General features: G+C 61.4%; 17 protein-coding genes. 6 read left to right on the top strand and 11 right to left on the bottom strand.

The features are described from left to right. Nucleotide 1: 1 nt before the first annotated feature. From HMPREF1261_RS10845 to HMPREF1261_RS10830, 4 genes are read right to left on the bottom strand one after another with little or no spacing between them, the layout of a single operon-like run. Entirely contained in the window at nucleotides 2–2,590 is a 2,589-nt protein-coding gene (locus HMPREF1261_RS10845; RefSeq protein ID WP_023030971.1) for an AAA family ATPase, read from the bottom strand. 5 nt (nucleotides 2,591–2,595) lie between these two features. Next, a complete protein-coding gene (locus HMPREF1261_RS10840; RefSeq protein WP_023030970.1) occupies nucleotides 2,596–3,711 on the bottom strand; it encodes an exonuclease SbcCD subunit D in 1,116 nt (371 codons plus the stop codon). A 2-nt stretch (nucleotides 3,712–3,713) separates the two neighbouring features. Next, nucleotides 3,714–4,535, bottom strand: a complete 822-nt coding sequence (locus HMPREF1261_RS10835; RefSeq protein WP_023030969.1) for an SWIM zinc finger family protein — start codon at nucleotides 4,533–4,535, stop codon at nucleotides 3,714–3,716. Nucleotides 4,536–4,539: 4 nt separating this feature from the next. Further along, nucleotides 4,540–7,569, bottom strand: a complete 3,030-nt coding sequence (locus HMPREF1261_RS10830) for a DEAD/DEAH box helicase (RefSeq protein WP_023030968.1) — start codon at nucleotides 7,567–7,569, stop codon at nucleotides 4,540–4,542. A 168-nt stretch (nucleotides 7,570–7,737) separates the two neighbouring features. Between HMPREF1261_RS10830 and putP the strand changes: the two genes are divergently transcribed. From putP to HMPREF1261_RS10815, 3 genes are read left to right on the top strand one after another with little or no spacing between them, the layout of a single operon-like run. Next, a complete protein-coding gene (gene putP, locus HMPREF1261_RS10825) occupies nucleotides 7,738–9,309 on the top strand; it encodes a sodium/proline symporter PutP (RefSeq protein WP_023030967.1) in 1,572 nt (523 codons plus the stop codon). 34 nt (nucleotides 9,310–9,343) lie between these two features. Beyond that, entirely contained in the window at nucleotides 9,344–9,910 is a 567-nt protein-coding gene (locus HMPREF1261_RS10820; protein ID WP_023026312.1) for an HNH endonuclease family protein, read from the top strand. 56 nt (nucleotides 9,911–9,966) lie between these two features. Further along, nucleotides 9,967–10,410 carry a hypothetical protein gene (locus HMPREF1261_RS10815; RefSeq protein WP_005280147.1) on the top strand — a complete coding sequence of 148 codons (444 nt, stop codon included), beginning with the start codon at nucleotides 9,967–9,969 and terminating at the stop codon, nucleotides 10,408–10,410. 8 nt (nucleotides 10,411–10,418) lie between these two features. On the opposite strand, the gene HMPREF1261_RS10810 is transcribed toward HMPREF1261_RS10815, so the two are convergent. The 4 genes from HMPREF1261_RS10810 to HMPREF1261_RS10795 form a co-directional block, all read right to left on the bottom strand. Beyond that, nucleotides 10,419–11,657 (bottom strand): HNH endonuclease signature motif containing protein, encoded by a 1,239-nt coding sequence (locus tag HMPREF1261_RS10810; RefSeq protein ID WP_023030966.1) that lies wholly within the window; start codon nucleotides 11,655–11,657, stop codon nucleotides 10,419–10,421. A 147-nt stretch (nucleotides 11,658–11,804) separates the two neighbouring features. Further along, a complete protein-coding gene (locus HMPREF1261_RS10805) occupies nucleotides 11,805–13,676 on the bottom strand; it encodes a DEAD/DEAH box helicase (RefSeq protein ID WP_023017755.1) in 1,872 nt (623 codons plus the stop codon). 46 nt (nucleotides 13,677–13,722) lie between these two features. Next, nucleotides 13,723–14,892, bottom strand: coding sequence for an imidazolonepropionase (hutI, locus tag HMPREF1261_RS10800; protein ID WP_023030965.1), 1,170 nt, complete (start codon nucleotides 14,890–14,892; stop codon nucleotides 13,723–13,725). Continuing rightward, complete coding sequence (locus HMPREF1261_RS10795) at nucleotides 14,893–16,569, bottom strand: urocanate hydratase (RefSeq protein ID WP_023026308.1); 1,677 nt, start codon at nucleotides 16,567–16,569, stop codon at nucleotides 14,893–14,895. 181 nt (nucleotides 16,570–16,750) lie between these two features. On the opposite strand from HMPREF1261_RS10795, the gene HMPREF1261_RS10790 reads away from it, so the two are divergent. Further along, a complete protein-coding gene (locus tag HMPREF1261_RS10790; protein WP_232208013.1) occupies nucleotides 16,751–17,560 on the top strand; it encodes an SGNH/GDSL hydrolase family protein in 810 nt (269 codons plus the stop codon). Here the strand turns inward: HMPREF1261_RS10790 and hutH are convergent. Continuing rightward, entirely contained in the window at nucleotides 17,541–19,091 is a 1,551-nt protein-coding gene (gene hutH / locus HMPREF1261_RS10785; protein WP_023030964.1) for a histidine ammonia-lyase, read from the bottom strand. The two genes, HMPREF1261_RS10790 and hutH, sit on opposite strands and share 20 nt — an antisense overlap. Nucleotides 19,092–19,165: 74 nt before the next feature. Then, nucleotides 19,166–19,909 carry an IclR family transcriptional regulator gene (locus HMPREF1261_RS10780; protein ID WP_023030963.1) on the bottom strand — a complete coding sequence of 248 codons (744 nt, stop codon included), beginning with the start codon at nucleotides 19,907–19,909 and terminating at the stop codon, nucleotides 19,166–19,168. 62 nt (nucleotides 19,910–19,971) lie between these two features. Between HMPREF1261_RS10780 and hutG the strand changes: the two genes are divergently transcribed. Further along, entirely contained in the window at nucleotides 19,972–20,910 is a 939-nt protein-coding gene (gene hutG, locus HMPREF1261_RS10775) for a formimidoylglutamase (protein WP_023017750.1), read from the top strand. A 3-nt stretch (nucleotides 20,911–20,913) separates the two neighbouring features. Here the strand turns inward: hutG and HMPREF1261_RS10770 are convergent, their stop codons facing one another. Further along, nucleotides 20,914–22,260 (bottom strand): YjiH family protein, encoded by a 1,347-nt coding sequence (locus HMPREF1261_RS10770; protein WP_023030962.1) that lies wholly within the window; start codon nucleotides 22,258–22,260, stop codon nucleotides 20,914–20,916. 127 nt (nucleotides 22,261–22,387) lie between these two features. Between HMPREF1261_RS10770 and HMPREF1261_RS10765 the strand changes: the two genes are divergently transcribed. Next, nucleotides 22,388–22,774 (top strand): (deoxy)nucleoside triphosphate pyrophosphohydrolase, encoded by a 387-nt coding sequence (locus tag HMPREF1261_RS10765; protein WP_023030961.1) that lies wholly within the window; start codon nucleotides 22,388–22,390, stop codon nucleotides 22,772–22,774. Nucleotides 22,775–22,785: the final 11 nt, after the last annotated feature.

Below are 22,785 nucleotides of genomic sequence, written 5' to 3'. Positions count from 1 at the left end.
ACTAGATTACCTCCTTCAGCGTGGCGATGTCGCGCTCGCTGCGCCCAGGCACTCGGGAATAGCGCTGCGGCATGCAGGTAAAGACCAAAACCTGGTTCTCGCGGCCCACCTGTGAGAACAAAGTGGACATCAGTTGCAGGCGGTGGGCGTCGGTGGAGCCCAGCGCGTCATCGACGATGACCGGCACGGTTTCCTCCCCTGCCACCAAGCGCGCGATAGCAAAGCGGGTAAGGATGGCCAGCTGCTCGCGCGCGCCGCCAGACAGGCTGGTCATGGCCACCGTTTCATTATCGCGGGTGCGCGCGGTAACGGAGAGATCGTCTGCCAATTCAAAGCTGATATCCCCGCCGTAAATGGTGCGGGACAGTTGGGCGAGCGCCGCCACGAAAGGCTCGGCATAGCGCTGGCGCGCGGCATCGCGGTGCTTGAGCAGCAACTCACGCAGGTAGCGCGCCGCCAGTGCGCGCTTTTCCACGCTTTCTAGCACCGCCTGCGCCATCTCTGCTTCGGCTTGCGCCTGCTGCTCGCGCTCTGCCGCGCCGGAGTGATAATTAATCTCGCTAGACAGCTTGCCCAGCTCCACCTTGGCATCTTGCACCTGGTTCTGCAGGTAGTCCAGGTGCGATTGCGCGCCCTCCACCAGGCTCTGGGCGGTAGCCAGGTCCACGGCCTCCATCTCAGAAAGCTGCTCCTGCAGCCTTTCCACCAGCGCACCCAACCGCTCTGCCTCTTCTTCTAGGCCGGCATCGGAGGTTTTCTCCCGCGCCTCGGCCAACTCGCGCTCGGCACGTTCGGCCTTCTCGGTAGCGGCAGCGAGCTCGGCCTCCAAGCGCACCACGTCGTGGGCGATGCGGCTATCGCGGAAGGGAATAAGCTCGCGGTCGAGGGCATCGACAAGCTCGCGCGCCTCTTCCTCAGCTTCTTCTGCAGCGGATAGGTCCATGGCTGGGGCTTCATCGAGCCCGGCGACCTTCTCCTTCAGCGCCGCATGTTGGGCGCGCAGTTCGCCCAAATCATCCGGTCCCAGCTCGCCCTCGAGCTTGCGCGTTGCCGCATCCACTCCGGCATTCTGCTCGGAGTGCGTCTTGTGCAGGGCTTCGGCGGCGGCGATGGACTCGACACCGGTGGCATCGAAAAGCTCCTGCAGGCGCGCCTCGGCCTGGTCCACCTCGCGCTGGGTCTTATCGGAAGAGTACGCGCCGGCCACGAAGCGGGCGGTGATATCGCCGATGGTGATCTCGCGGCCATCGACAAGCTCAATTGCGGGCTGCTTGCCGATGTCCACCTGCGTCCCATCCACCCCAATCTCCGCGCCCTCCGGACCGGAAAATTCCACCTTGGCGGCGGTGGCGTCGTGCAGGCGCTTAGCCAGTGACAGATCGGCATCCGCCTTGCGGAGTTCCTCGACATCCGCGGCGGTCATCTCGCGCCCGCGCTGGGCGATCTCCGCCTGGGCCTTCTCCACGCCACGTGCCAAGACCTCCACCTTGAGCAGGCGCTTATCCAAGCGCTGAAAGGTCTCCTTGTCCTGATACGCTCGCGCCTGCTTGAGCGTTGTGCGCGCGGTGGCGTAGTCCTCTTTGGCGGTGGCCAGCTTCTTTTCCACCGCCTCTTTATTCTCGTTTTCCTCCGCGGCCTTCTCGCGGGCGGTCGCAAGTTTATCCGCGGCGCTCGACTTTGCGGTGCCAGCGGCCTCGAGCGCCTCGACCATCTCCCGGCGCTGGGTTTGTGCATCCTTCGCGCGTTGGAAATCCTCCTTGGCGCGGGTGAGCTCGGCCTTGTGCGCATCCACCTGGTGCTGGGCCTTCACGGCCTCGTCCGCGGCGGCCTGCTTCTCGGCGAGGTCCTTGCGCGCCGCGGGAAGCTGCGCTTCGGCCTCTTCTTGCTGGCGTTCCAGATGCTCGTAGCGCTCCACCACGGAATCGAGCCCGCGCACCGCAGCGGAAGCTTTCTCCAATTCCTGCTCGGCACGCTCCCGAGTCTCCTGGGCCTTTTTGTATTCGCCAGCCGCCTTGCCCGTCTTTTCGGTGTAGTAGCGCTTATATTCCTTATCCACCTTGCCCAAAAGCTGAGAATCATCGCCAGATACCTCGTCCTCCGCCAGGCCGGACTGCTGCTCGAGGGCCTGCGTCAGCGACGGGATGCCCACCGCAGAGATGGCGTCATTGGAGTCATCCTGGCGCATAAAGAGGACATCGAGAAGCTGGCGATCCATGTTCTCGCTTAAGATCCGTTCCAGCTCGTCATCGGCCTGGCGGCCTGTATATTGTGCGTGGCGCGGGGACGAGATGGCCAGCTCACAGTACTTCTTCTGCAACCATCGCTTGGCAATGCGAAAGCGGTACTCCCCCACGGAAATATCCGCAATGACCTCAGGCGATACGTCCTTGCCCACCGGCTGCAGATCCCGGATACCGCTGGGGCGCGCCGTGTGCTTTTCAGTCAGCACCACATCGAGGGCCTCCACGATGGTAGATTTACCGGCCTCGTTCTCGCCGTGAATGACCACCACCCCGGTTTCTGGAAGGTCATCCAACACCAGATGCTCGATGCCGCGGACGTTTTTAATCTCTAAGCTGTGTATGCGCATGTGGTTTATCCCTCCAGGCGAAATAGCAGGTTGGCGGCGTCGCGGGCCACCGGATCATCGCGGTTATCCAGCAGCTCCTGCAGGGCGTCGGCAGCATAGCCGGAAATGTCCAGGTTGGCTAGTTCATCTTCGCTAGGCTCCAGGAACAGGTCCATGGTCCGCTCGCGCGGGCGCAGCGAGGCAAAGACCGCCTCCAACTCATCCAGCCCACGCTGGAGCCGGGCGTGCGCCGCAATGCCGAGGGTCCCCTGCAGGCTGTATTTAACCGCCGTGCGCACCTTATCCGGGTACTCCTCCAGACTGCGCAGGAAGCGCTCGACGTCCTCGGTGGAATTGACGGAGGCATCGAGGGCCTCAAACGTCCAGCACCCGATGCTGCGCTTATCGATGTCTATGTCTTCCCCCTCAATCCTTACCACCAGCGCATTCCCGGAATCAGCCTCGCCACCACCGGTGGAGCACTCCTTAAAGTCCGTGGTCTCCGGGCTGCCGGAGAACCAGACGCGCCCGGTTGTGCCCAGGCTGGCCGTCGAGTGGGTATCGCCCAGCGCCAAGTAATCAATCACCCCGCGCTCCAAGCACTGTTCGACGAATTCCAAGTCGATGGTATCGGCATCTCCCCCGCTAGTACGCGAATCCACCTGGCCATGGCCCACGGCAATCCGAATTCCTTCCGTGGAATCGAGCGGTTCTAAGGCCTGGCGCACCAAATCGTGGTTGGCGCGCTTGGACAGGTATGGCGCCCCGACCACTTCCACGCCCTTGCCCACCTCGATGGGCTCAGAATCCGCGATGACGTGCACGTTGTCGGCGCTGGTGCGATAAAATACCGAGTCCGCAACCAACGGATCGTGGTTTCCGGGCAGCACATACACCGGTACCGGCAGGCGCTTAAACATCTCGGTGGCGCGGGCCAAGATCTCCCGGGAGAGCGCATTGTGCTCAAATACATCGCCGGCGACGACGATGAACTCCGCGCCAACCTCCTCCGCGAGCTGGCCTAGGTGCACGATGGCGGACTCGCGGTCATCGTTGAAACGACCTTGTGCCTCCCCCTTCAAGAACCAGCGGGTCATGCCCAGCTGGAAGTCGGACGTGTGGATAAAGGTCGTTGCAGTCATAATCAGTGCGTTAAGTGGTAGTAGAGGTCTTCGATGTCGGACACGGCGCGCAAGAGATCAATATTGGTATGCGATACGGCCCGCAGGGCTTTGCGCAAAAGGTCTGGATCGGAATCTTCCAATGCTGGGGCCACCTTGGGCTGCGGCAGCTTGGGCATCTCGCGGCCATTCCAGAACACATCGTTCTTTTCTTCCGCGGATAAATCACTGGCCCCAAAGCTTTCGCGGGAGACCTGCTGCGATTGCTCCATGACGGCCTTTTCAAGGCGCGCAAAGTCTAACCCGCGCATATTGAAAATCACGGCGGGATCCGCATCCGCGCGGGTGGCGAGCCTATCTCCCACCGCCACGATGTGCTTGCAGGCATAGGCGGAATCCGGGCAGGTGCAGGAAAGCCGCAGTTCTTCGGCCTCGCTGGCAAAAAGGGTATCCAGCGCGTCCTCAGACAGCAGGCCCTTGCGCGCATTCGCTACGGAATTGGGCGTGCGCGCGAATTGCCCGGCGAGTGCCGCGATATCGTCATTATCGCGGTACGGCAGCTGGATGAGTACGGAAAACGGCTCATTCTGGGAACCGGCCACGCGCCCATGGATGGCACCGTTGCGGATCTCCAATCCCACGACGTGACCGCCTTCTGCGTACTGGCGCCCGCGGGTAATCCGCCCCCGGTCCGCATCATGGCTGGTAAAAGAAGAAATCCGGGCGGCGGTCTTGGACAGCAGCCGCCCGCTGCGGTCAACATGGTTGACCTCATCCGGGGTGCTCACGCGCTTGCGGGTACCAAAGTTTGCGTAGATGACATTGTCATCGCCCTTAACGGCCATCCGCTTACTCCTTTCCCCGGTAACTCATGAGCTCTGCCAGCTGGTCCGGCTCCAGTTCCGTGAGCCAACCTTCGCCTTCACCGACGACGGCCCCAGCCAGCTGCGTCTTTCCATCCAAAATGTCTTGAATGGATTCTTCCAACGTGCCAGCGGTAATCATCTTATACACCTGCACGTTGCGGCGCTGACCAATGCGGAAGGCACGGTCCGTGGCTTGGTTTTCCACCGCGGGGTTCCACCAACGGTCCATGTGCACCACGATCGATGCCGCGGTGAGGTTGAGGCCCGTGCCGCCCGCCTTGAGCGAAAGGATCATCGCCTGTGGGCCATCATCGGCCTGGAAGTCCTCCACCATCTGGTCGCGTTTATTCTTGGTCACCCCGCCGTGCAGGAAGGGAATCTCGTGGCCCAGCTGCCCGCTCAGGTAGGGCTGCAAGATATCACCAAAGGCCTTGTACTGGGTAAAGATCAGCAGGCGCTGGCCGGATTCGGTGGCGGCATCGACAATCCGCATCAGCTCCTTCACCTTGCCCGAGCGGTGCTTGCCCTTGATAACCACCGGTGAATCATCCCCCAGGTAATGCGCCGGGTGATTGCAGATCTGCTTAATGCGGGTCAGGGAGGCCAAGACGATGCCGCGCTTGCTGATGCCCGTAGCATCCTCCAAGCTCTTCTTCACCTCATTGACCAGCGCTTTGTACAGCGCGGCCTGTTCGGTGGTCATGGATACGGTAAGAATCTGCTCGGACTTTTCCGGCAGGTCATCGATGATATTGGGATCGGTCTTGACGCGGCGCAGGATGAGAGGTGCGGTCAGCGCGCGCAGGCGCTCGGACATCTCCTCATCATTATTGCGCTCGATGGCCTTGGCAAAGTGATTGCGGAAGAAGGACGCCGTACCCAAAATTCCTGGGTTGCAAAAGTCCAAGATGGAGCGCATCTCTGACAGCCGGTTTTCCACCGGAGTACCGGTTAGCGCCACGCGGTGTTCAGACGGCAGCGATCGCACCGCCTTGGAGGAACGCGTGGCCGAGTTCTTAATGACCTGCGCCTCATCGAGGACCACGCGCTGCCAGGACACCTCACCCAAGAGGTTGAAATCCCGGCTGACGGTGCCGTACGTCGTAATGACCAGATCGGCTTTCGCGGCGGCCTCGAGGAACCTCTCCCCGCCCGGACGCCCCGCGCCGTGTTGCACCATGACCTTAAAATCCGGCACGAAGCGACGGGCCTCGCGAGCCCAGTTGCCCACCACGGAGGTGGGTGCGACGACCAAGGTGGGCCCGGTCTGTTCTCCGCGCTGTTTCTCCACCGCCAAAAGGGACAGTAGTTGGAGTGTTTTGCCGAGCCCCATGTCATCGGCAAGCACGGCGCCAATGTTATTGCGCGACATCCAATACAGCCAGTCCACGCCCGTGCGCTGATACTCGCGCAGCTCCGCGTGGACGGTCTCCGGGATGTCCACGCGCTTAGGTGCGACCGTATCCATGCCGCCGAGCAACGCGGTATGCCACGTGCTGCCGGTAAATTCGATGGGCTCCTGAGCCATCGACTCGAGCGCCAGCTCCCGCAGCTCCGCCACCGTGACCTGGTGCTCGCTCTTCTCGTTGAACTCCGCTCGGCGACGCTCAACCTCCGCCATGAGCTGCTGCCAGCCCGGCTCACCTAGCTTCTTGGCCATCTCCGCCGAGGCCGCCAGCTGCTCAAGCTCCTTCTTGGCGCGTTCGCGGGACTTATCCGCCAGCTCCTCCATATAAGAGGAAACCTTGGATACGACCTGGGTATCGGCCATGACCCACTTGCCGCGCAGCTGAATGAGGCCGGACTTGGAATTGACCAGCTCATTCATCTCGGATTCGGTAAGCTCCACATCGCCCACGGACATGCGCCAGTTATAGTCCACGAGCTGATTCATGCCGATGTGCTTCTTCGTGGCGGCCTCCGCCGGATCCCGCGCCTCGCGAGTTTCCAGCTTGGCCTTCGTATCCATCTGCGCCCACGATTTGGGCAGCATGACGGTAATGCCCCGCTTCTTCAGCTCGGGTACCTCGTGCGCAATAAACTGCGTGAGCTGCTCCGTATCCAGATAAACATCCCAATCGCCGTCGCCAGGCTGGGGCATTTGCGTGCTCTGGCCCAGGCTCGGCGCCGCGCGCAGGGCCTTGCGGTGGTTTTCGCGCAGCTTCTCGATGCTCGCCCTATCCAACTCATCCGCCAACACCGGCCGCGGCGAATCCGTTCCAGAGCGCACCCGCACCCGAATCGGCCACGCTGCGTCTTCTGGATCCTGTTCTTCCGGCTCCTCCACGATGTAGACGAGCTGGAGTTCCACCTGGTAAATGGAATTTTTCCACTCATTGAGCCCGCGCAGTAGTTGCGCGCGGCCGCGGCGAATGGGAGACGTCGTCAAAAGTGCACGGGCAAAGTCGTGCCACGGCATGGGCCGAGGTTCATTGAGCAGCGGCTGCAATTCCCGGTTGGCAATCCAATGCGTTAGTTCATCCGCTAGGTCATCCGAAAGGGCTCTATTGTTTATATGGAGAATCCCGGGTGCCGCGGCCATCATTTCTGCGAGCCAACCGCGCTCGCCCAAACCTGAGGCCAACTGCCACATGGGGAACCACTCGTTGGCCTGGTACGCCAGCCGGAACGTCACCCTGCCCGCGCGGACAAACTTGCTCAGGCCGCTATATGCGTGGATGAGCCAGTGCAGATCCGGTGCAATCGACGCCGGTGGATGGTGATCCAGGTATTCCAGCTGGGCTAGGGCTTCTACCGCTTCTTCCGGGGCAAACATGGCCATGGGCACCATGAGCGAGACGTCCTTACCCTTTGGGGTCCGCAGTGATACTCGCGCCCGGTTCCGGAAGGATTTCTTAGCCAAGATGGCATCGACTGCCTGCGGAAACGTCCCCTCCGGCACGGCCGAAGGCATAACAATCTTGTGTCCTTCTACCTGCTCAATCCATAGACCAAGCCCCGAGACCGGCAGCCAAAGGCCATGCACAAGGTAAGAAGCCATAACGGCCAGCATAGCAGCCCCGTATAGTTTTGTTACAAGCTCGTTATATTCACGTCTTTACGCTGTTAAACGGTGAAAAACATCACCAGAGATCTATGCCACAGCTGAATTTTAGCTTGGGTGAACCTTAAGTCACCGTTAACGTAGGTATGTCCGACAAATCACTACAAGGAGTGAAACGTGCAAGAATCAACTTGGTACGTCATTGCGATGATTGTGTACTTCCTCGTAATGGCAGCCATTGGCTACTGGAGCTACAAACAAACCGACGAATATGACGATTATGTTTTGGGCGGCCGTGGCCTGCACCCATTCGTAGCTGCTCTCTCCGCCGGCGCATCCGATATGTCCGGCTGGCTGCTTATGGGTCTGCCTGGCGCGCTCTTCCTTTCCGGTTTTTCCGAGCTGTGGATGCCTATCGGCCTCCTTATCGGTGCATGGGCAAACTGGAAGTGGATTGCGCCGCGTCTGCGCGCTTACTCGGAGGTTGCGGGCGATTCCATTACGGTCCCCTCCTTCTTCGAGAACCGTCTGCGCGATAAGTCGCGCATGCTGCGTATTATCTCCGCAGTTATCATTATCTTCTTCTTTACCTTCTACGTCTCTTCCGGCATGGTCTCCGGTGGTCGTTACTTCGAGTCCACCTTCGGTGGCGACTACATCACCGGTATGTTGGTCATCGCCGCAGTGACCATTTTCTACACCTTCATCGGTGGCTTCCTGGCAGTGTCCTACACCGACGCTATGCAGGGCATGCTGATGTTCGTCGCCCTGCTGATCGTGCCAATCATGGCGCTTTTCGCTCTTGACGATGCCGGCGCGATCTTCTCCTTCGCTACCGAAAACAGCTACGCTACCGACGGCGCACTCGAGCCAAACGATAACTACTTCTCTCTCTTCGCCGGTGTTTCCGCTGGTGTTATCGTTGGTAACGCCGCTTGGGGCCTTGGCTACTTTGGTCAGCCGCACATCATCGTGCGCTTCATGGCGCTGCGTAAGCCTTCCGACGCCAAGCAGGGCCGTTTCTACGGCATCACCTGGATGGGTCTTTCCGTCATCGGTGCTATCTTCGTTGCGCTTACCGGTACCGTGTACTTCACCCAGTTCGGCGAGACCATCACTGACCAAGAGAACTTCGAGACCATCTTCTTGGATATGGCTCAGGCCATGATGCACCCATTGCCTGCTGGTTTCATCTTGACCGCAGTCTTGGCAGCGATCATGTCCACCATGTCCTCCCAGATGCTCGTGGTTTCCTCTTCCCTGATTGAGGACCTCTACCTCATCATCGCAAAGCGCAAGCCTTCCGAGGGCGTTCTGATTAACCTGTCCCGTACCGCCGTTGTGGCCATCGCGGTTATCGCCGCACTCCTGGCTATCAACCCGTCCGACTCCATTCTTGGCCTAGTCGGCTTCGCATGGGCTGGTTTCGGTTCCGCATTCGGTCCGCTGGTCATCCTGGCTCTGTACTGGAAGCGCCTCAACGCAACCGGTGCAATCGCCGGTATGGTCACCGGTGCAGTCGTCGCCATCGGCTGGGGCATGTCCCCGCTCGGCGATTCCCTCTACGAGATGGTTCCGGGCTTCTTCTCCGCACTCATCGTCACCGTTCTGGTCACCTTGGCTACCAAGCAGCCAGACCAGGAGGTCTTGGACGAGTTCGAGGAAGCCGAGAAGCTTGCCAAGCTCGTTGAGAAGGACGACTCCCTGGACTTCGAGGAAGCAGCAGAAAAGGTTTCCGATAACAAGTAGGAACCTTCCCGCACCTCGCGGAGTCCAATAGGACATGAAGTCCTATTACCTGGCCGCGCTATCATGCATAACCGCTCTCGTTATCGCATGGTATGCGTGGCCTTTTCCGCGTTTTGATGTCTCCACCGTTCCATCCCGCGCGGAATTGCAGGGCTACGACCGCGACGAGTTCGGCGGCTGGCAGCCCAACGGTGCATGCACCACGCGTGAGGCCATCATGGAGAACCAAGCCAGCGAGGCGTTCGCAGACTGCCGGCCGCAATCCGGCACGCTCTATGACCCCTACGCGGGCGAGATGATTTCAGCCACCTCCCCTATTGAGGTCGACCACATCTTCCCACTTTCTGCCGCCTTTGACATGGGTGCCGCACAGTGGGACCAAGACACCAAGATCCGCTTTGCCAACGATCCCCTCAACTTGGTGGCGACCAGCCGGAAGCTCAATCAGGAAAAGTCTGATTCCCTCCCCTCTGAGTGGTTACCGCCCGCCAACCGCTGCGATTACTCGCGGCGCCTCGCAAAAATCGCGCGCAAGTACGAGTTACCGTTGCCCCGCGCGGATGTCCGTGCAATGAGAAGGCAATGTCGGTTCGATTTCTAGCAGTTAAATTGATTAGGGTGAACAAGGCAACTTTTCTTAACTGAAGGGCATCCTCCATGACTACTTTGTTCATCTTCCTGCACGTGGCAGCGGCCATCGTTTTGCTCGGCCCCGTGTGCATTTCCACCTCCATCTACCAGACCCAGCTGCAGGGCGCAGCGCAGGGCGATAAGACGGCCCTCGGCGCCGCCCGCAACTTGCACAACATCACCAATACTTACGGCTACATTTCCGCCCTCGTGCCGGTCCTTGGCCTTGCAGTGTTCCTGTCTGATATTGAAACCTTCAAGAGCCAGGTCAACTTCCACATCGCCATCCTCGTGGCCATCATCGCGTGGTGCCTGCTCTTCTTCCTCATCCTCCCTAAGCAGCGCACGGCGCAGGCAGCCCTAGAATCCGGCGATACCGCCAACCTGGGCTCCATCAAGAAGTCCCTGTCCGCTTTCGGCGGCGTCTTCAACCTCCTGTGGATCATCTGCCTTATCCTGATGTACATCTAGGAAGCCATTTACTCTCCGGGGACAGTGTCATCGCTGTCCCCTTTTTCATGCGTGGACTCCTCTCTGAGCTCTTCTTTTAGTTGCTGCGCATCTGCGTGCGCATTCTCCCGCCGCTTCTGCGTGGCCTGCGCTACCGTCTGCGCCCACCTGCGGTTCTTCGGCGCCAGCGGTCCGCTCGCGGAGTCGTAGACCCACGTAGAGTCATCAAAAAGCCAGACGATGTCCCCGCTTATCGGGTCCTTGATATAAAACGCCCTCCCATCGGTCTTAATATTGTGATGGTGCTGGCATAAGCAGGTGAGGTTTGCTGCCGAGGTCGGCCCACCATCTGCAAAGTCGTGCCGATGGTCCATCTGGGACGCCACCGCCGGCCGCGTACAGCCTGGCCACCGGCAGGTACCATCCAAGCCCTCTACAAACGCCCGGATATCTGGCGGCGTCACATAGTTAGGGCTCTCCGCCTGACCGGCCTTCTCCATGTCCCTAGTCGTAGTCGCCCGAGCCTGTAGGCCATCCGCGGTCTCCGGGGATACCCAGCCCAAGTTCTGTACAAACGCGGGTGCATCCGGCAGGTCGCAGCGATACATATTCAACACGACCTTGGCCTTTGCCTGAGCCTTTCCGGTCAGCAGCTCCACTGCGGCCTCAGCCATCGTGAGGTCCTTGTCCGTAGCGATATCCCGAATATTGCGGTCGATTATCTCCGCGGTTTCCAACCCGACGTCCAGGCAAACCGCGGCCCACTCCCCGCCTGTAGGTTCAACGCTATAGGCTTGCTTGCGGCGCGGATCCCGCGCGGCAATAGAGGGATCGAGGCGCACGATGAGCTCGCGCAGCTTGCGGCGGAGATTGCGGTGCGAGGGCAGCTTTTGATTGGGACGGGTTGGGGTCAAGTAGTTGGTCAGGGCGTCATCGATAGTGAATTTCTTCTCCGCATCAATGGCGCCGAGTTTGGCTAGGGTTTGGTCAATCGTAATGAGTCGGTCTAAATCTAAATGGAAATGCTGTTCTTGCCGGGCCCGCAGTCGCGGCAACTCCTTTAGCCGCTCGAAGGCGAAAATAATATTTCTAATGCGGGACTGACGCGCCCCGGTTAAATCAGACAGTGATTGGCTAATAATTTCGATATCGTCATCTGAGCCAGGATGAAGCTTCTCCCAGAACTGGTATTCCGCCTTCCTAATCTCTGTAGCTGCACGGGAGGTAGAATTTTCTGGATTGGTATTGGCATAATATGGCGCATTCATGGACTTTCTTTCGAGAGATTTAATAGAACATGCTTTCGCCATACACCATACAAAACCGCCCCGACACGCTACCCCCGTTTATAGTAAAAGCGCAGGTCACAGGGCATGAAAAAAGGGCCTCTAAAAAGAGGCCCTTTGGAGGTTTAATTAGTCGCGGAAGCGACCACCATGTTTGCGTCCACCGCCGCCGCCATCACGGCGAGGCGGGCGACCGGTATCCTTCTGAATCTTGATGAGCTGGCCAGAAATCCGGGTATCCTTCAGGCGATCCAGCACAGCCGGGTCCATGTTCTTCGGAAGGTCCACGAGCGTGTGCCCCACCGCAATGGTGATGCGCCCGAAGTCCTTGGCGGAGAGGCCACCTTCGTTGGCGATAGCACCGACGATGGCACCTGGGCGGACATTCTGGCGCTTGCCGACGTCCAACCTGTACGTCTCAAAGTCACCATCCGGCCGCTTGGAACCGCCGCGGTTCTTGCCGCCGCCCTTGAAGTCGCGGTCGCGCTTGCGGTCATCGCGATCGCGGCGGTCCTTCTTTGGCTTGGGCAAAGGCTTGTCTTCCAATAGGAAGTTCTTGCCACCCTGGTGCATGACGGCCAAGGCCGCGGCGATGTCATCCATCGCGACGTCATTGTCTTCCGAGTACTTGCGCACCAAGTTGCGGAAGAAATCGGCCTGCTTGTTGTCCATGGACTGGGTAATGGCCTGCGCAAACTTTTCCTTGCGCTTCTCATTGACCTCATCGACGGAGGGCAGGTCCATCTCTTCGAGGCGAGCGTTGGTTACGCGCTCAATGGAGCGCAGCATGCGGCGCTCGCGCGGGGTGACGAACAGGATTGCCTCGCCGGAGCGGCCGGCACGGCCAGTACGGCCGATGCGGTGCACGTAGGACTCGGTATCGTTCGGGATGTCGAAGTTCACCACGTGGGTGATGCGCTCGACGTCGAGGCCACGCGCGGCGACGTCGGTAGCGACGAGGATGTCTAGGCGGCCATCCTTAAGCTGGTCGACGGTGCGCTCGCGCTGCGCCTGGGCGATGTCGCCGTTAATGGCAGCAGCGCTGTAACCGCGATCGCGCAAGGCCTCGGCCACCTCTTCGGTCTCATGCTTGGTGCGGCAGAAGACGATGATGGCGTCATAGGTAATGACTTCGAGGATGCGGGTAAAGGCATCCATCTTTGCGCGGTGCGGAATCAGCAAGAAGCGCTGCTTGATGTTGTCGTTGGTGCGACGCTCGGACTTAACGGTTACTTCCGCCGGGTTGTGCAGGTACTGCTTGGACAGACGGCGGATGGCGTTAGGCATGGTGGCGGAGAAAAGCGCCACCTGCTTGCGGTCCGGGGTGCTTTCCAGGATGCGCTCGACGTCTTCCTGGAAGCCCATGTTCAGCATCTCATCGGCCTCATCGAGGACGAGGAACTGCAGCTGGGACAGGTCAAGCGAGCCCTTTTCCAGGTGGTCGATAACGCGACCCGGAGTACCCACGATGACCTGGGCACCGCGGCGCAGACCAGACAGCTGGATGCCGTAGGCCTGGCCACCGTAGATGGGAAGAACCTCGATGCCTTTGAGGGTTTCCGCGAAGGATTGGAAGGCGTCTGCAACCTGCAGGGCGAGCTCGCGGGTAGGCGCGAGAACGAGCGCCTGCGGGTGGCGCGCCTGCGGATCAAGCTGGGACAAGACCGGCAGCGCAAAGGCTGCGGTCTTGCCGGTACCGGTCTGTGCAAGGCCCACGACGTCGCGGCCTTCCATCAGGATCGGGATGGTTTCTGCTTGGATGGGGGACGGCGTGGTGAAGCCTACTTTCGCAACGGCTTGCAGAATTTTATCTGGCAAGCCGAGGTGCTCGAACCCCTGGGAGTTGTCGTTGGCCGAATCTTTGGACTCAGCGCCGGTGCCCTCAGAAGTATTCGCAGCCCTGGTGTCCTGGTTGACACCTTGCGAGTTGTCCTGAGATTCCGACTTATTAAAATCTTCCGGCTCGTTTACGCCGCCGGTGGCGTTATCGGTAATGCTCATTGCTCGTCCAACCCTACGCGATACCGGCGGCAAACTCCATTCCTCGCTATACCCCCGCCACGAACGTGCGGTAGCTCAGCGGCATGCCCGGCCGGTAGGCCAAGTGCACCGCGCTGGGAGCATCGAGTACGTGCAGGTCAGCGGCAGCTCCTTCCACCAGGGTGCCCTTCGCGGGGCGGCCCTGCGGGTCGAGTCCGTTGCCCACATTATGGCGGCGCAACGCCGTGGCACCGCCGGTAGTGGCGGCGTGGATGGCCTCGTCGACGGATAGGTGCTGCTGCAGGACGGCCGTGGTCACGCAGTAGTTCATCGACGAGGTATAGGAGGTACCTGGGTTGAGGTTGGAGGCGATGGCGAGGGTGGCGCCGGCATCGAGAAGCGCACGGCCAGGCGCTAAGGGCTCGCGCGTGGAGAGATCGCAGGCCGGGAGCATGGTGGCCACGGTCTCGGATGCGGCGAGCTTTTCGATGTCACTATCGCTCAGGTAATTCACATGGTCCACCGAGGCGGCGCCGAGATCGACCGCGAGGCTAACCCCCGGGCCCTCGCCAAGCTGGTTGCCGTGCACGCGCAGGCCAAGGCCCAACTTTTTACCGGCTTCTAAAACCCGGCGCGACTGCTCTTCATTGAACGCGCCGCGCTCGCAGAAGACGTCGATCCACTGGACGTATTCGGCAACGCCGTCCAGCATCGAGCCGACGACCTCATCGAGGTAGTCTTCCGCATCCGCTCCCGGCGGCACGAGGTGGGCGCCCAGGAAGGTCACGTCGTCGACGTGCTGGGATGCCACGCGCGCGGCTTCCACCTCGGAGTCCGTGTTGAGGCCGTAGCCGGTCTTGGTCTCGAAGGTGGTGGTGCCACCGCGGCGGCCGGCGGCCACGCGCTCGGCGACGAGCTTATCCAAGCGCTCCGCGCCCGCCTCCCGGGTGGCGTCCATGGTCACCGCGATGCCGCCTGCTTCGTAGGAACCGCCGGACATGCGGGCCTCAAACTCGGCGGAGCGGTCGCCGTCGAAGACCATGTGGGTGTGCGAATCCACCCAACCGGGCAGGACGGCGCGCCCGCCCAAGTCCACCTGGTCATCAGCGGCGGGCGCCTGGGAGGCGGAGCCGATCCAGGCGATGGTGCCGTGGTCGGCGATGAGGGCGGCATCGTTAAGCGTGCCGTGCTCGCTGACCGTGCGGAGTTCAGAAATTCCGGTAAAAAGTGTGCTCATTTAATCCCTTGCCTTAAATTCCATGGGAACGCGAACGCCGCGCTCCTTGGCTACTTCCTCTGCGCGAGAGTACCCGGCATCGACGTGGCGGATAACGCCCATGCCTGGGTCATTGGTCAGCACGGCGCGCAGCTTGGCGGCAGCGAGATCGGTGCCATCGGCAACCGTGACCTGGCCGGCGTGGATGGAGCGGCCCATGCCCACTCCACCGCCGTGGTGGAGCGAGACCCAGGTCGCGCCGGAAGATACGGCGGTCATGGCGTTAAGCAGCGGCCAGTCAGCGACGGCGTCGGTGCCATCGAGCATGGCTTCGGTCTCGCGGTACGGGGAGGCAACCGAGCCGGAATCGAGGTGGTCACGGCCGATGACGATGGGGGCCTTGATCTTGCCCTCGCGCACCAAGTCATTGAAGAGCAGGCCGGCCTTGTGGCGCTCGTTGTAGCCGAGCCAGCAGATGCGGGCGGGCAGGCCTTCGAACTCGACGTATTCCTCGGCGGCGTCCAGCCAGTTATGCAGGTGCTCGTTCTCTGGGAACAGCTCCTTCAGGGCTTGGTCGGTGACCTTGATGTCTTCGGGGTCGCCGGACAGCGCTGCCCAACGGAACGGGCCCATTCCCTCGCAGAAGAGCGGACGGATATAGGCGGGAACGAAGCCGGGGAACTCGAATGCGCGCTGGTAGCCGGCGTGGCGCGCCTCATCGCGGATGGAGTTGCCGTAATCAAAGACCTCAGCGCCCTCGTCCTGGAATTCCACCATCGCCTGGACCTGTGCGGCCATGGATTCGCGAGCCTTTTTGGTAAAGGTCGTGGGATCGGCCTTGGCCTCGGACTGCCAGTCATCCACGGTGATTTCGGTAGGCAGGTAGGACAGTGGGTCGTGCGCGGAGGTCTGGTCGGTGACGATGTCTACCTTGAACTCCCCGGCGCGCTGGCGGCGCAGCACCTCGGGGAAGACCTCGGCGGCATTGCCTACCAAGCCCACGGAGAGGGCCTTCTTATTTTCCTTGGCATCGAGGACCAAGCGCAGGGCCTCGTCCAGGTCGGTGACCACTTCATCGAGGTAGCGCTTGTGCTGGCGGCGGCGGAGGCGGTGCTCGTCCACGTCCACGATGAGCACCGCTCCCCCGTTGAGCGTCACGGCGAGCGGTTGGGCACCGCCCATGCCGCCGCACCCACCGGTCAGGGTCAGGGTGCCGGCCAGGCTGCCCTCGAAGCGCTTCTTGGCCACGGCCGCGAAGGTCTCGTAGGTGCCTTGGAGGATGCCCTGGGTGGCGATGTAGATCCAGGAACCGGCCGTCATCTGGCCGTACATCATCAGGCCCTCGTCCTCGAGCTTGCGGAAGTGCTCCCAGTTAGCCCAGTCGCCCACCAGGTTGGAGTTGGCGATGAGCACGCGCGGTGCCCATTCATTGGTCTTCCAAATGCCCACCGGCTTGCCGGATTGGACGAGGAGGGTTTCATCGCTTTCCAGGTCTTTCAGCGATTCCACAATGGCATCGAAGGCCTCCCAGCTACGTGCTGCGCGGCCGGTGCCGCCGTAGACCACGAGGTCCTCGGGGCGCTCTGCCACCTCTGGGTCGAGGTTATTCATCAGCATGCGCAGTGGCGCTTCGGTTTGCCAGGATTTTGCGTTGAGTTCGGTGCCGCGGGGTGCGCGGACTTCGCGTGGTTCAGACATGGCTTCCTTTCGCTTGTGCTTATCGACGCCGTGCCCTACCCCAAGGCCGGTTTCCCGGGGCTGTCTCCCGGGGGCTTGGCGAGCGTCACAGATATCAATTTAGTGTGATGCACAACGTATTTAGAGCTTGCACAGTCACCAACTGTCTGGCATTTCAGACTCTGCGGCTACGATGGCAGTCATGCGCCACGTATTGCCCGCCCTTGCCGCCGCCTGCCTGCTGGCAGGATGCTCCTCGCAGCCACAAGAAGTCCAAGAAGCCACAGAAGACCCAGAAAACTATGTGGCCCTCGGGGATTCCTACGCGGCGATGGGCTCGACGACGCTCCCGCTCGATCCGCCCGATTCCTGCGCACGCGCACAAGATTCCTATCCAGAACTCGCCGCTCAGGAGATCACCACGAGCTCTTTCCGCAACGTCGCCTGCCAGGGCGCGAGCACGCTGGATGTTTTATCCTCCGCGGGCGAGCACCCCGCCCAGGTGGACGCGCTTGCCCCGGATACGTCCCTTGTCTCCTTGAGCATCGGCGGCAACGATGCCAGCTTTGTGCGCCTGACCCAATGCGCAACGGACGATATATGCCAAGACGAATCGGGCCCGCAGATAGAACTGGAGCTACACGATCTGCCCCAACGCCTGGACAAGGTCTACGGGGAAATCGCCCACCGCTCGCCTGATGCGAAGGTCATTGCCACCGGCTATATCCCCCTCATCAATCCCGGCGAGACTTGCCCCTTCATAGAAAAAATCCCGGCCACAGACCGGGAGTGGTTGGCAGATACCATCCAGCGCATCAATCAAACAGTGCGCGAGGCCGCCGAGCGCAACGGCGCCACCTATGTGCTGCCAGACGATGCCGCGCAACATTCCGCCTGCTCAGATGAGCCATGGGTGGACTTTACGGGGCAGGACACTGACTCCTTCCCCATGCATCCCACCCACGCGGGCCAAGCGGCGATGGCGCAGGCGGTTAGCGCAGCTCGCTCGTAGCGGCCTCGACGGCATCGATCAGCGCGCCAGACTTGACCAAGCGCACGGTCTCCTCGATTTCCGGCGATAGGTAGCGGTCGGTGCCGGGACCAGGAACGGTCTCGCGCAGGGCGGCAATGACCGCGCCGGTGCCGCCAGCGGGCGTTCCTTCGCGCATGTCGATGGCGCGCGCCGCGGTGAGGATCTCCACGGCGAGCACGCGCTGCAGGCCATCAACGGCCTTGCGCAGCTTGCGGGCGGCGGACCAGCCCATGGACACGTGGTCTTCCTGCATGGCAGAAGAAGGAATGGAATCGGCCGAGGCCGGGGTGGCCAGGCGCTTTAATTCGCTGACGATGCCTGCCTGTGCGTATTGGGCGATCATGTGGCCGGAGTCGACACCGGGGTCATCGGCAAGAAAGGCATTCAAGCCGCGGTTGCGGGCCGGATCCAGGAAGCGGTCGGTGCGGCGCTCAGAGATGGACGCCAGATCCGCGGTGACGATGGAGAGGAAATCGAGCGCATAGGCCACCGGGGCGCCGTGGAAGTTGCCGTTGGAGACCACGCGGCCGTCCTTGGCCACCACCGGGTTATCCACGGCGGCGGCGAGCTCGCGCTCTGCTACCTGCGCGGTGTGCGCCAAGGTATCGCGGAAACCGCCGGCCACCTGCGGCGCGCAACGCACCGAGTAGGCGTCCTGGACCTGGTTCTTCTTGAACTCCTCCAGCGCCGCGGCGAGGATCTCGGAGCCGTCCGCCACCTGGCGGATATTGGCGGCAGAATCAGCCTGGCCCGGGTGCGGGCGCAGCTGCTGGAGGTCATCGGCAAAGACAACGAGCGTGCCAAGCAGACCTTCTACCGTCATGGCGGTGGCGATATCGGCGGTCTTGGCGGCCGCGCGCAGGTCAGTGATGGCCAGGCAGAGCTGGCCAAGCATGCCATCGGTGCCGTTGATAAGGGCAAGGCCCTCCTTTTCGCGCAGCTCCAGCGGCTCGATGCCGGCGGCGGCAAGGGCCTCGCCGGCGTCCTTGAGCTCGCCGCCCACGCGCACCTCGCCCTCGCCCAAGAGCGCTAGGGCGCAGTGGGCCAGCGGAGCCAAGTCGCCGGAACAGCCCAAGGAACCGTATTCGCGCACCACCGGCACGATGCCGGCGTTAAGTGCCTTGGCGTAGGTCTCTACCACCACTGGGCGCACGCCGGTACGGCCGGTGCACAGGGTAGATAGGCGCAGCAGCATGAGCGCGCGAATGACTTCTTCTTCCACCTCAGGGCCGGTGCCGGCCGCGTGGGAGCGCACCAAGGATAGCTGCAGCTGCGCGCGCATCTCTTCTGGAATGTGACGGCGGGCTAGCGCGCCGAAACCGGTGGAGATTCCGTAGACCGGCGTGGGATCCTGGGCCAGTTCTTCGACTCGGTCGCGCGTGGAGGCGACCTCGTCCAGGGCCTCGGCGGAGATTTCTACCGTGGCGCCGTAACGGGCAACGGCCGCGACTTCCTCAATGGTCAGCGCTCCGACGCCGACGGTAACGGTGGATGGGTATGCATTAGGCATGATGACTCCTAGTGTCTTTAGGGCAGCAAAATATAGCTCACGTCACAGCCTAACGCGCTAGCCCGCATGCTACCTCACTTTTCGCGCTGGCGATACATTTTTCCCGCGACTTTCTCCGCGGCCTGGCCCAGCGCCGCGATGAGCGCCTCCACCCTATCGCCCGGCGTGGACACGGGATAGGTCACCGCAATGGCCGCCGCAGGCCGCTCCAGGTGGTCCAGGATGGGCACCGCCACCGAGGCCTGCCCCCGCGAGATTTCTTCCACCTCCTGATCCCACCCGCGCGCACGGGCCCGGTCCCGCTGATTTTTCAGGAGACCAAAATTCTCCCCGCCCGCGGTATCGAAGGCGGCCTTGACCTCCCATTCCGGCAGGTGTGCCAGCATCACCCTGCCCGAGGCCGTCTTATGCGCCTGCAGGCGCACCCCCACCTCCGTCACCAACGAGGTAGCGCCCGGCGCGCGGACCTCCTGCAGGTATAAAATCTCCGAGCCTGCCATGCGCGAAAGGTGCCCGGATCCACCAACGAGCCGTGCGCATTCCTCCAGATCGCGCGTAGCCATGCGTACCAGCGGTTGCTGGGTTACATACGCAGAGGCCATCGAGTACGCGGCCAGCCCCAGGCCGTAGGTCTTGTGCTCCGGCAGGTGGGCAACGAACCCGGCATCGACCATTTCCGCGAGCAGGTGGTACGTGGTCGAGCGCGGCAGGCCGAGCTCGCCTTGGATGCGGGCGGCGGAAATCGGGACATCGATAGTAGATAGCAGCTTGAGGATGTCTAGGGCATGGCGCGCGGCGGGGACTCGGTTAGCACTCACAACGTCCAATTATATTCCGCCATTGACAGACAAATTCACCGCACGCTTCTAGTATCGGCACTATGAATACCGAATCAGCCCCACTTTTTACTCCCGCCCCCGAGTGGTCCGGCCGCTCCGATGGCCCCGGCGCCGAGCACGCGCGCTGGCATAGCGTCATCAACCAGGCCGAATCCGCGCCCGTGACCCTGCTGGGCTTTGCCTCCGATGAGGGCGTGCTGCGCAACGGCGGCCGCCAAGGTGCCGCCGCCGGCCCCGCCGCCCTGCGCACAGCCCTTGGCTCCCTCGCGGTTCACCACGGCCACGCGCTTGCCGATGCCGGAACCATCACCACCCAAGGCGATGATCTCGACGGCGCACACGAGGCCCTATCTGACAAGGTCGAAGAACTCGTCCGCAGCGCTACCCTGCCGATTATCTTGGGCGGCGGGCACGAAACCGCCTTCGGCTCCCACCGTGGCCTGTTCCGCGCGCGCGGTGCCACCCCGATCATCAACTTGGACGCCCACTTCGATCTCCGCCACGCGGACCACGCCACCTCCGGCACGCCCTTTACCCAGATTTCCCAGCTCACCGATGACTTTGACTACACCGTCTTCGGTATTTCCCGCCCCAATAACACCGCGGTGCTCTTCAACGATGCCGATAAGCTCGGCGTTAACTACACCCTGGATGAGGAGCTGGTGAACCTCACCCCGGCCGAATGCGGCGCGCTCGCCACCCAGGCCACCGCCGCTGCGGACAAGGTCCACCTCTCCATCGACTTGGACGTGCTTCCCGCCTCCACCGCGCCGGGTGTATCCGCCCCGGCTAGCCTCGGCGTTGCCTACGAGCGCATCCGCGCCCTGGCGGTCGCGATCGCGGCGACGGGCAAGCTCGCGCTTGTCGATGTCGTCGAGCTCAACCCCACCTTCGACATAGACAACCGCACCGCCAAGGCAGCGGCGCGGCTTATCGATGACATCGTTAACGCTCACCTCACTGCGGTAAGCGGGCAGTAAGACTCAGAACAGGAGGTGCGCAATCGGGGTCGCAATCACGATGGTGAGAGCAACGCGCTCAAACCAGATGATGACCAGGTGGGATAGCTTCACCGGAATCTTGGTGGCCAAAATGCACGGCACCAGGGCGGAGAAGAAGATGATGGCAGACACCGCCACGACCCCGATGACGAATTTCAGCACCATGGAATCGCTGCCTGCTACAGCGGTGGCGGGTAGGAACATCTCCGCGATGCCCATCGCCGCGGCCTTGCCGCCGAGTTCCGGCTCCGGCAGCTGCACAATCCAAGCAAAGGGGTAAAACAGGTACCCAATCCATTCAAAGATCGGGGTAAACCGCGCAAGCAGCAAGCCAATAAGGCCCACCGACATAATGGACGGGACGATGGCCGCGGCCATGCGCACGCCGTCGCGCAGGTTATCCCAAATGGCCTGTGGCAGCGACGGCGCGCGCTGCAAAGCCAGCATCGCCTCGCGCCACGCATTCTTAAACCGCGATCCTTCTACCGGCTTTTCCGGGTCTGGCTCTACACCCGCGCAATATTCATCCGGGATCGTCCGCAGCGGCGGGATGCGCACGGTAATGGCCGTAACCAGGAACGTCACCAGCAGCGTGACGGCAAAGTAGGTGCCCCAGATATTCATCAAATCCAGCTGCTTGGCCACGATGACCATAAACGCCGCCGATACCGTGGAAAACCCCGTGGCAATAACGGCAGCTTCCCTGCCGGTATAACCGCCCTTTTGATAGACGCGGTCCGTGACCAAAATGCCCAGCGAATACGAACCCACGAAGGATGCCACCGCATCGATAGCGGAGCGCCCCGGTGTCGTCCACAGCGGGCGCATGATGGGTTGCATCAGCACCCCAACAAATTCCAAGAGGCCAAACCCGATGAGAAATGCCAGGAAGGTACCGCCGATGGGCACGATAAGCCCCACCGGCGTGGCAATGGAGTTCCACAAGAAGGGAACCAAATCTTCATCACCTAATACCCACGGCAGCGCGTCAATAACCATGAGGAAGGAAATGATGGCACCGGCGATATTGAGGACCGCAAAGACCGCCTGCAGCGCGCTTTCCTTAAACGCCCCCGTACTAAAGCTACGCACCGTTCCATACACGGCGAGCGCAAAGATAAGCCACGGCACCACCGCCGGAATGCTATCGCGCACGATGGTGACCATGTGGTCCAAAGGAATGGAGTTCTTTTCCTTATATGTCACAGGAAAGAAGAACACGAACGCGCCAATGGCGCTATAAACAAAGAGTTTCCACCGTCCCTCAGGCCGCGGGACTTCCCCGTCATGGCTCTGGGTGGAGGAATTAACTGAATTAGTAGATGTCACGATAGACCGCCCCTCAAGCTTGCATGATGATCAAGCCCGCGCGACAGCCTGACGCGAACATTGGGAATATGTTAGCTAAATTACATCTTGATGTCTAGCGTTTCCTGGCTCAAGGCACAATGGAACTATGTCTAACCCCATCCGCGTCGTCGGTGCCGTCTTTCACGATGGCAACCGATTCCTCGCCTGCCGCAAGAAGCCCGGAAAACCCCTAGAAGGACATTGGGAATTTCCAGGCGGAAAAATCGAACCGGGAGAATCACCCGAACAGGCTTTAGCCCGCGAAATTCGCGAGGAACTCAACCTCACCGCCCGCGTTGGCAACAAACTCACGACAACGACCTACGACTACGACTTTGCCACCATCGAACTAACCACCTTTTATTGCACGCTCATCAGCGGCGAGCTTCGCCTCAGCGATCATGACGCAACCAGATGGGTTACCCCCGCAGAAGCAATGGAGCTGACTTGGGCGCCAGCGGATATTCCAGCCGTGGAAAAGCTTTGCCCTTAGAATCTTGTAGC

This window comes from Corynebacterium sp. KPL1818, assembly GCF_000478135.1.
Lineage (GTDB): Bacteria > Actinomycetota > Actinomycetes > Mycobacteriales > Mycobacteriaceae > Corynebacterium > Corynebacterium accolens.
This window is presented reverse-complemented; position numbering and strand designations above follow the sequence as displayed.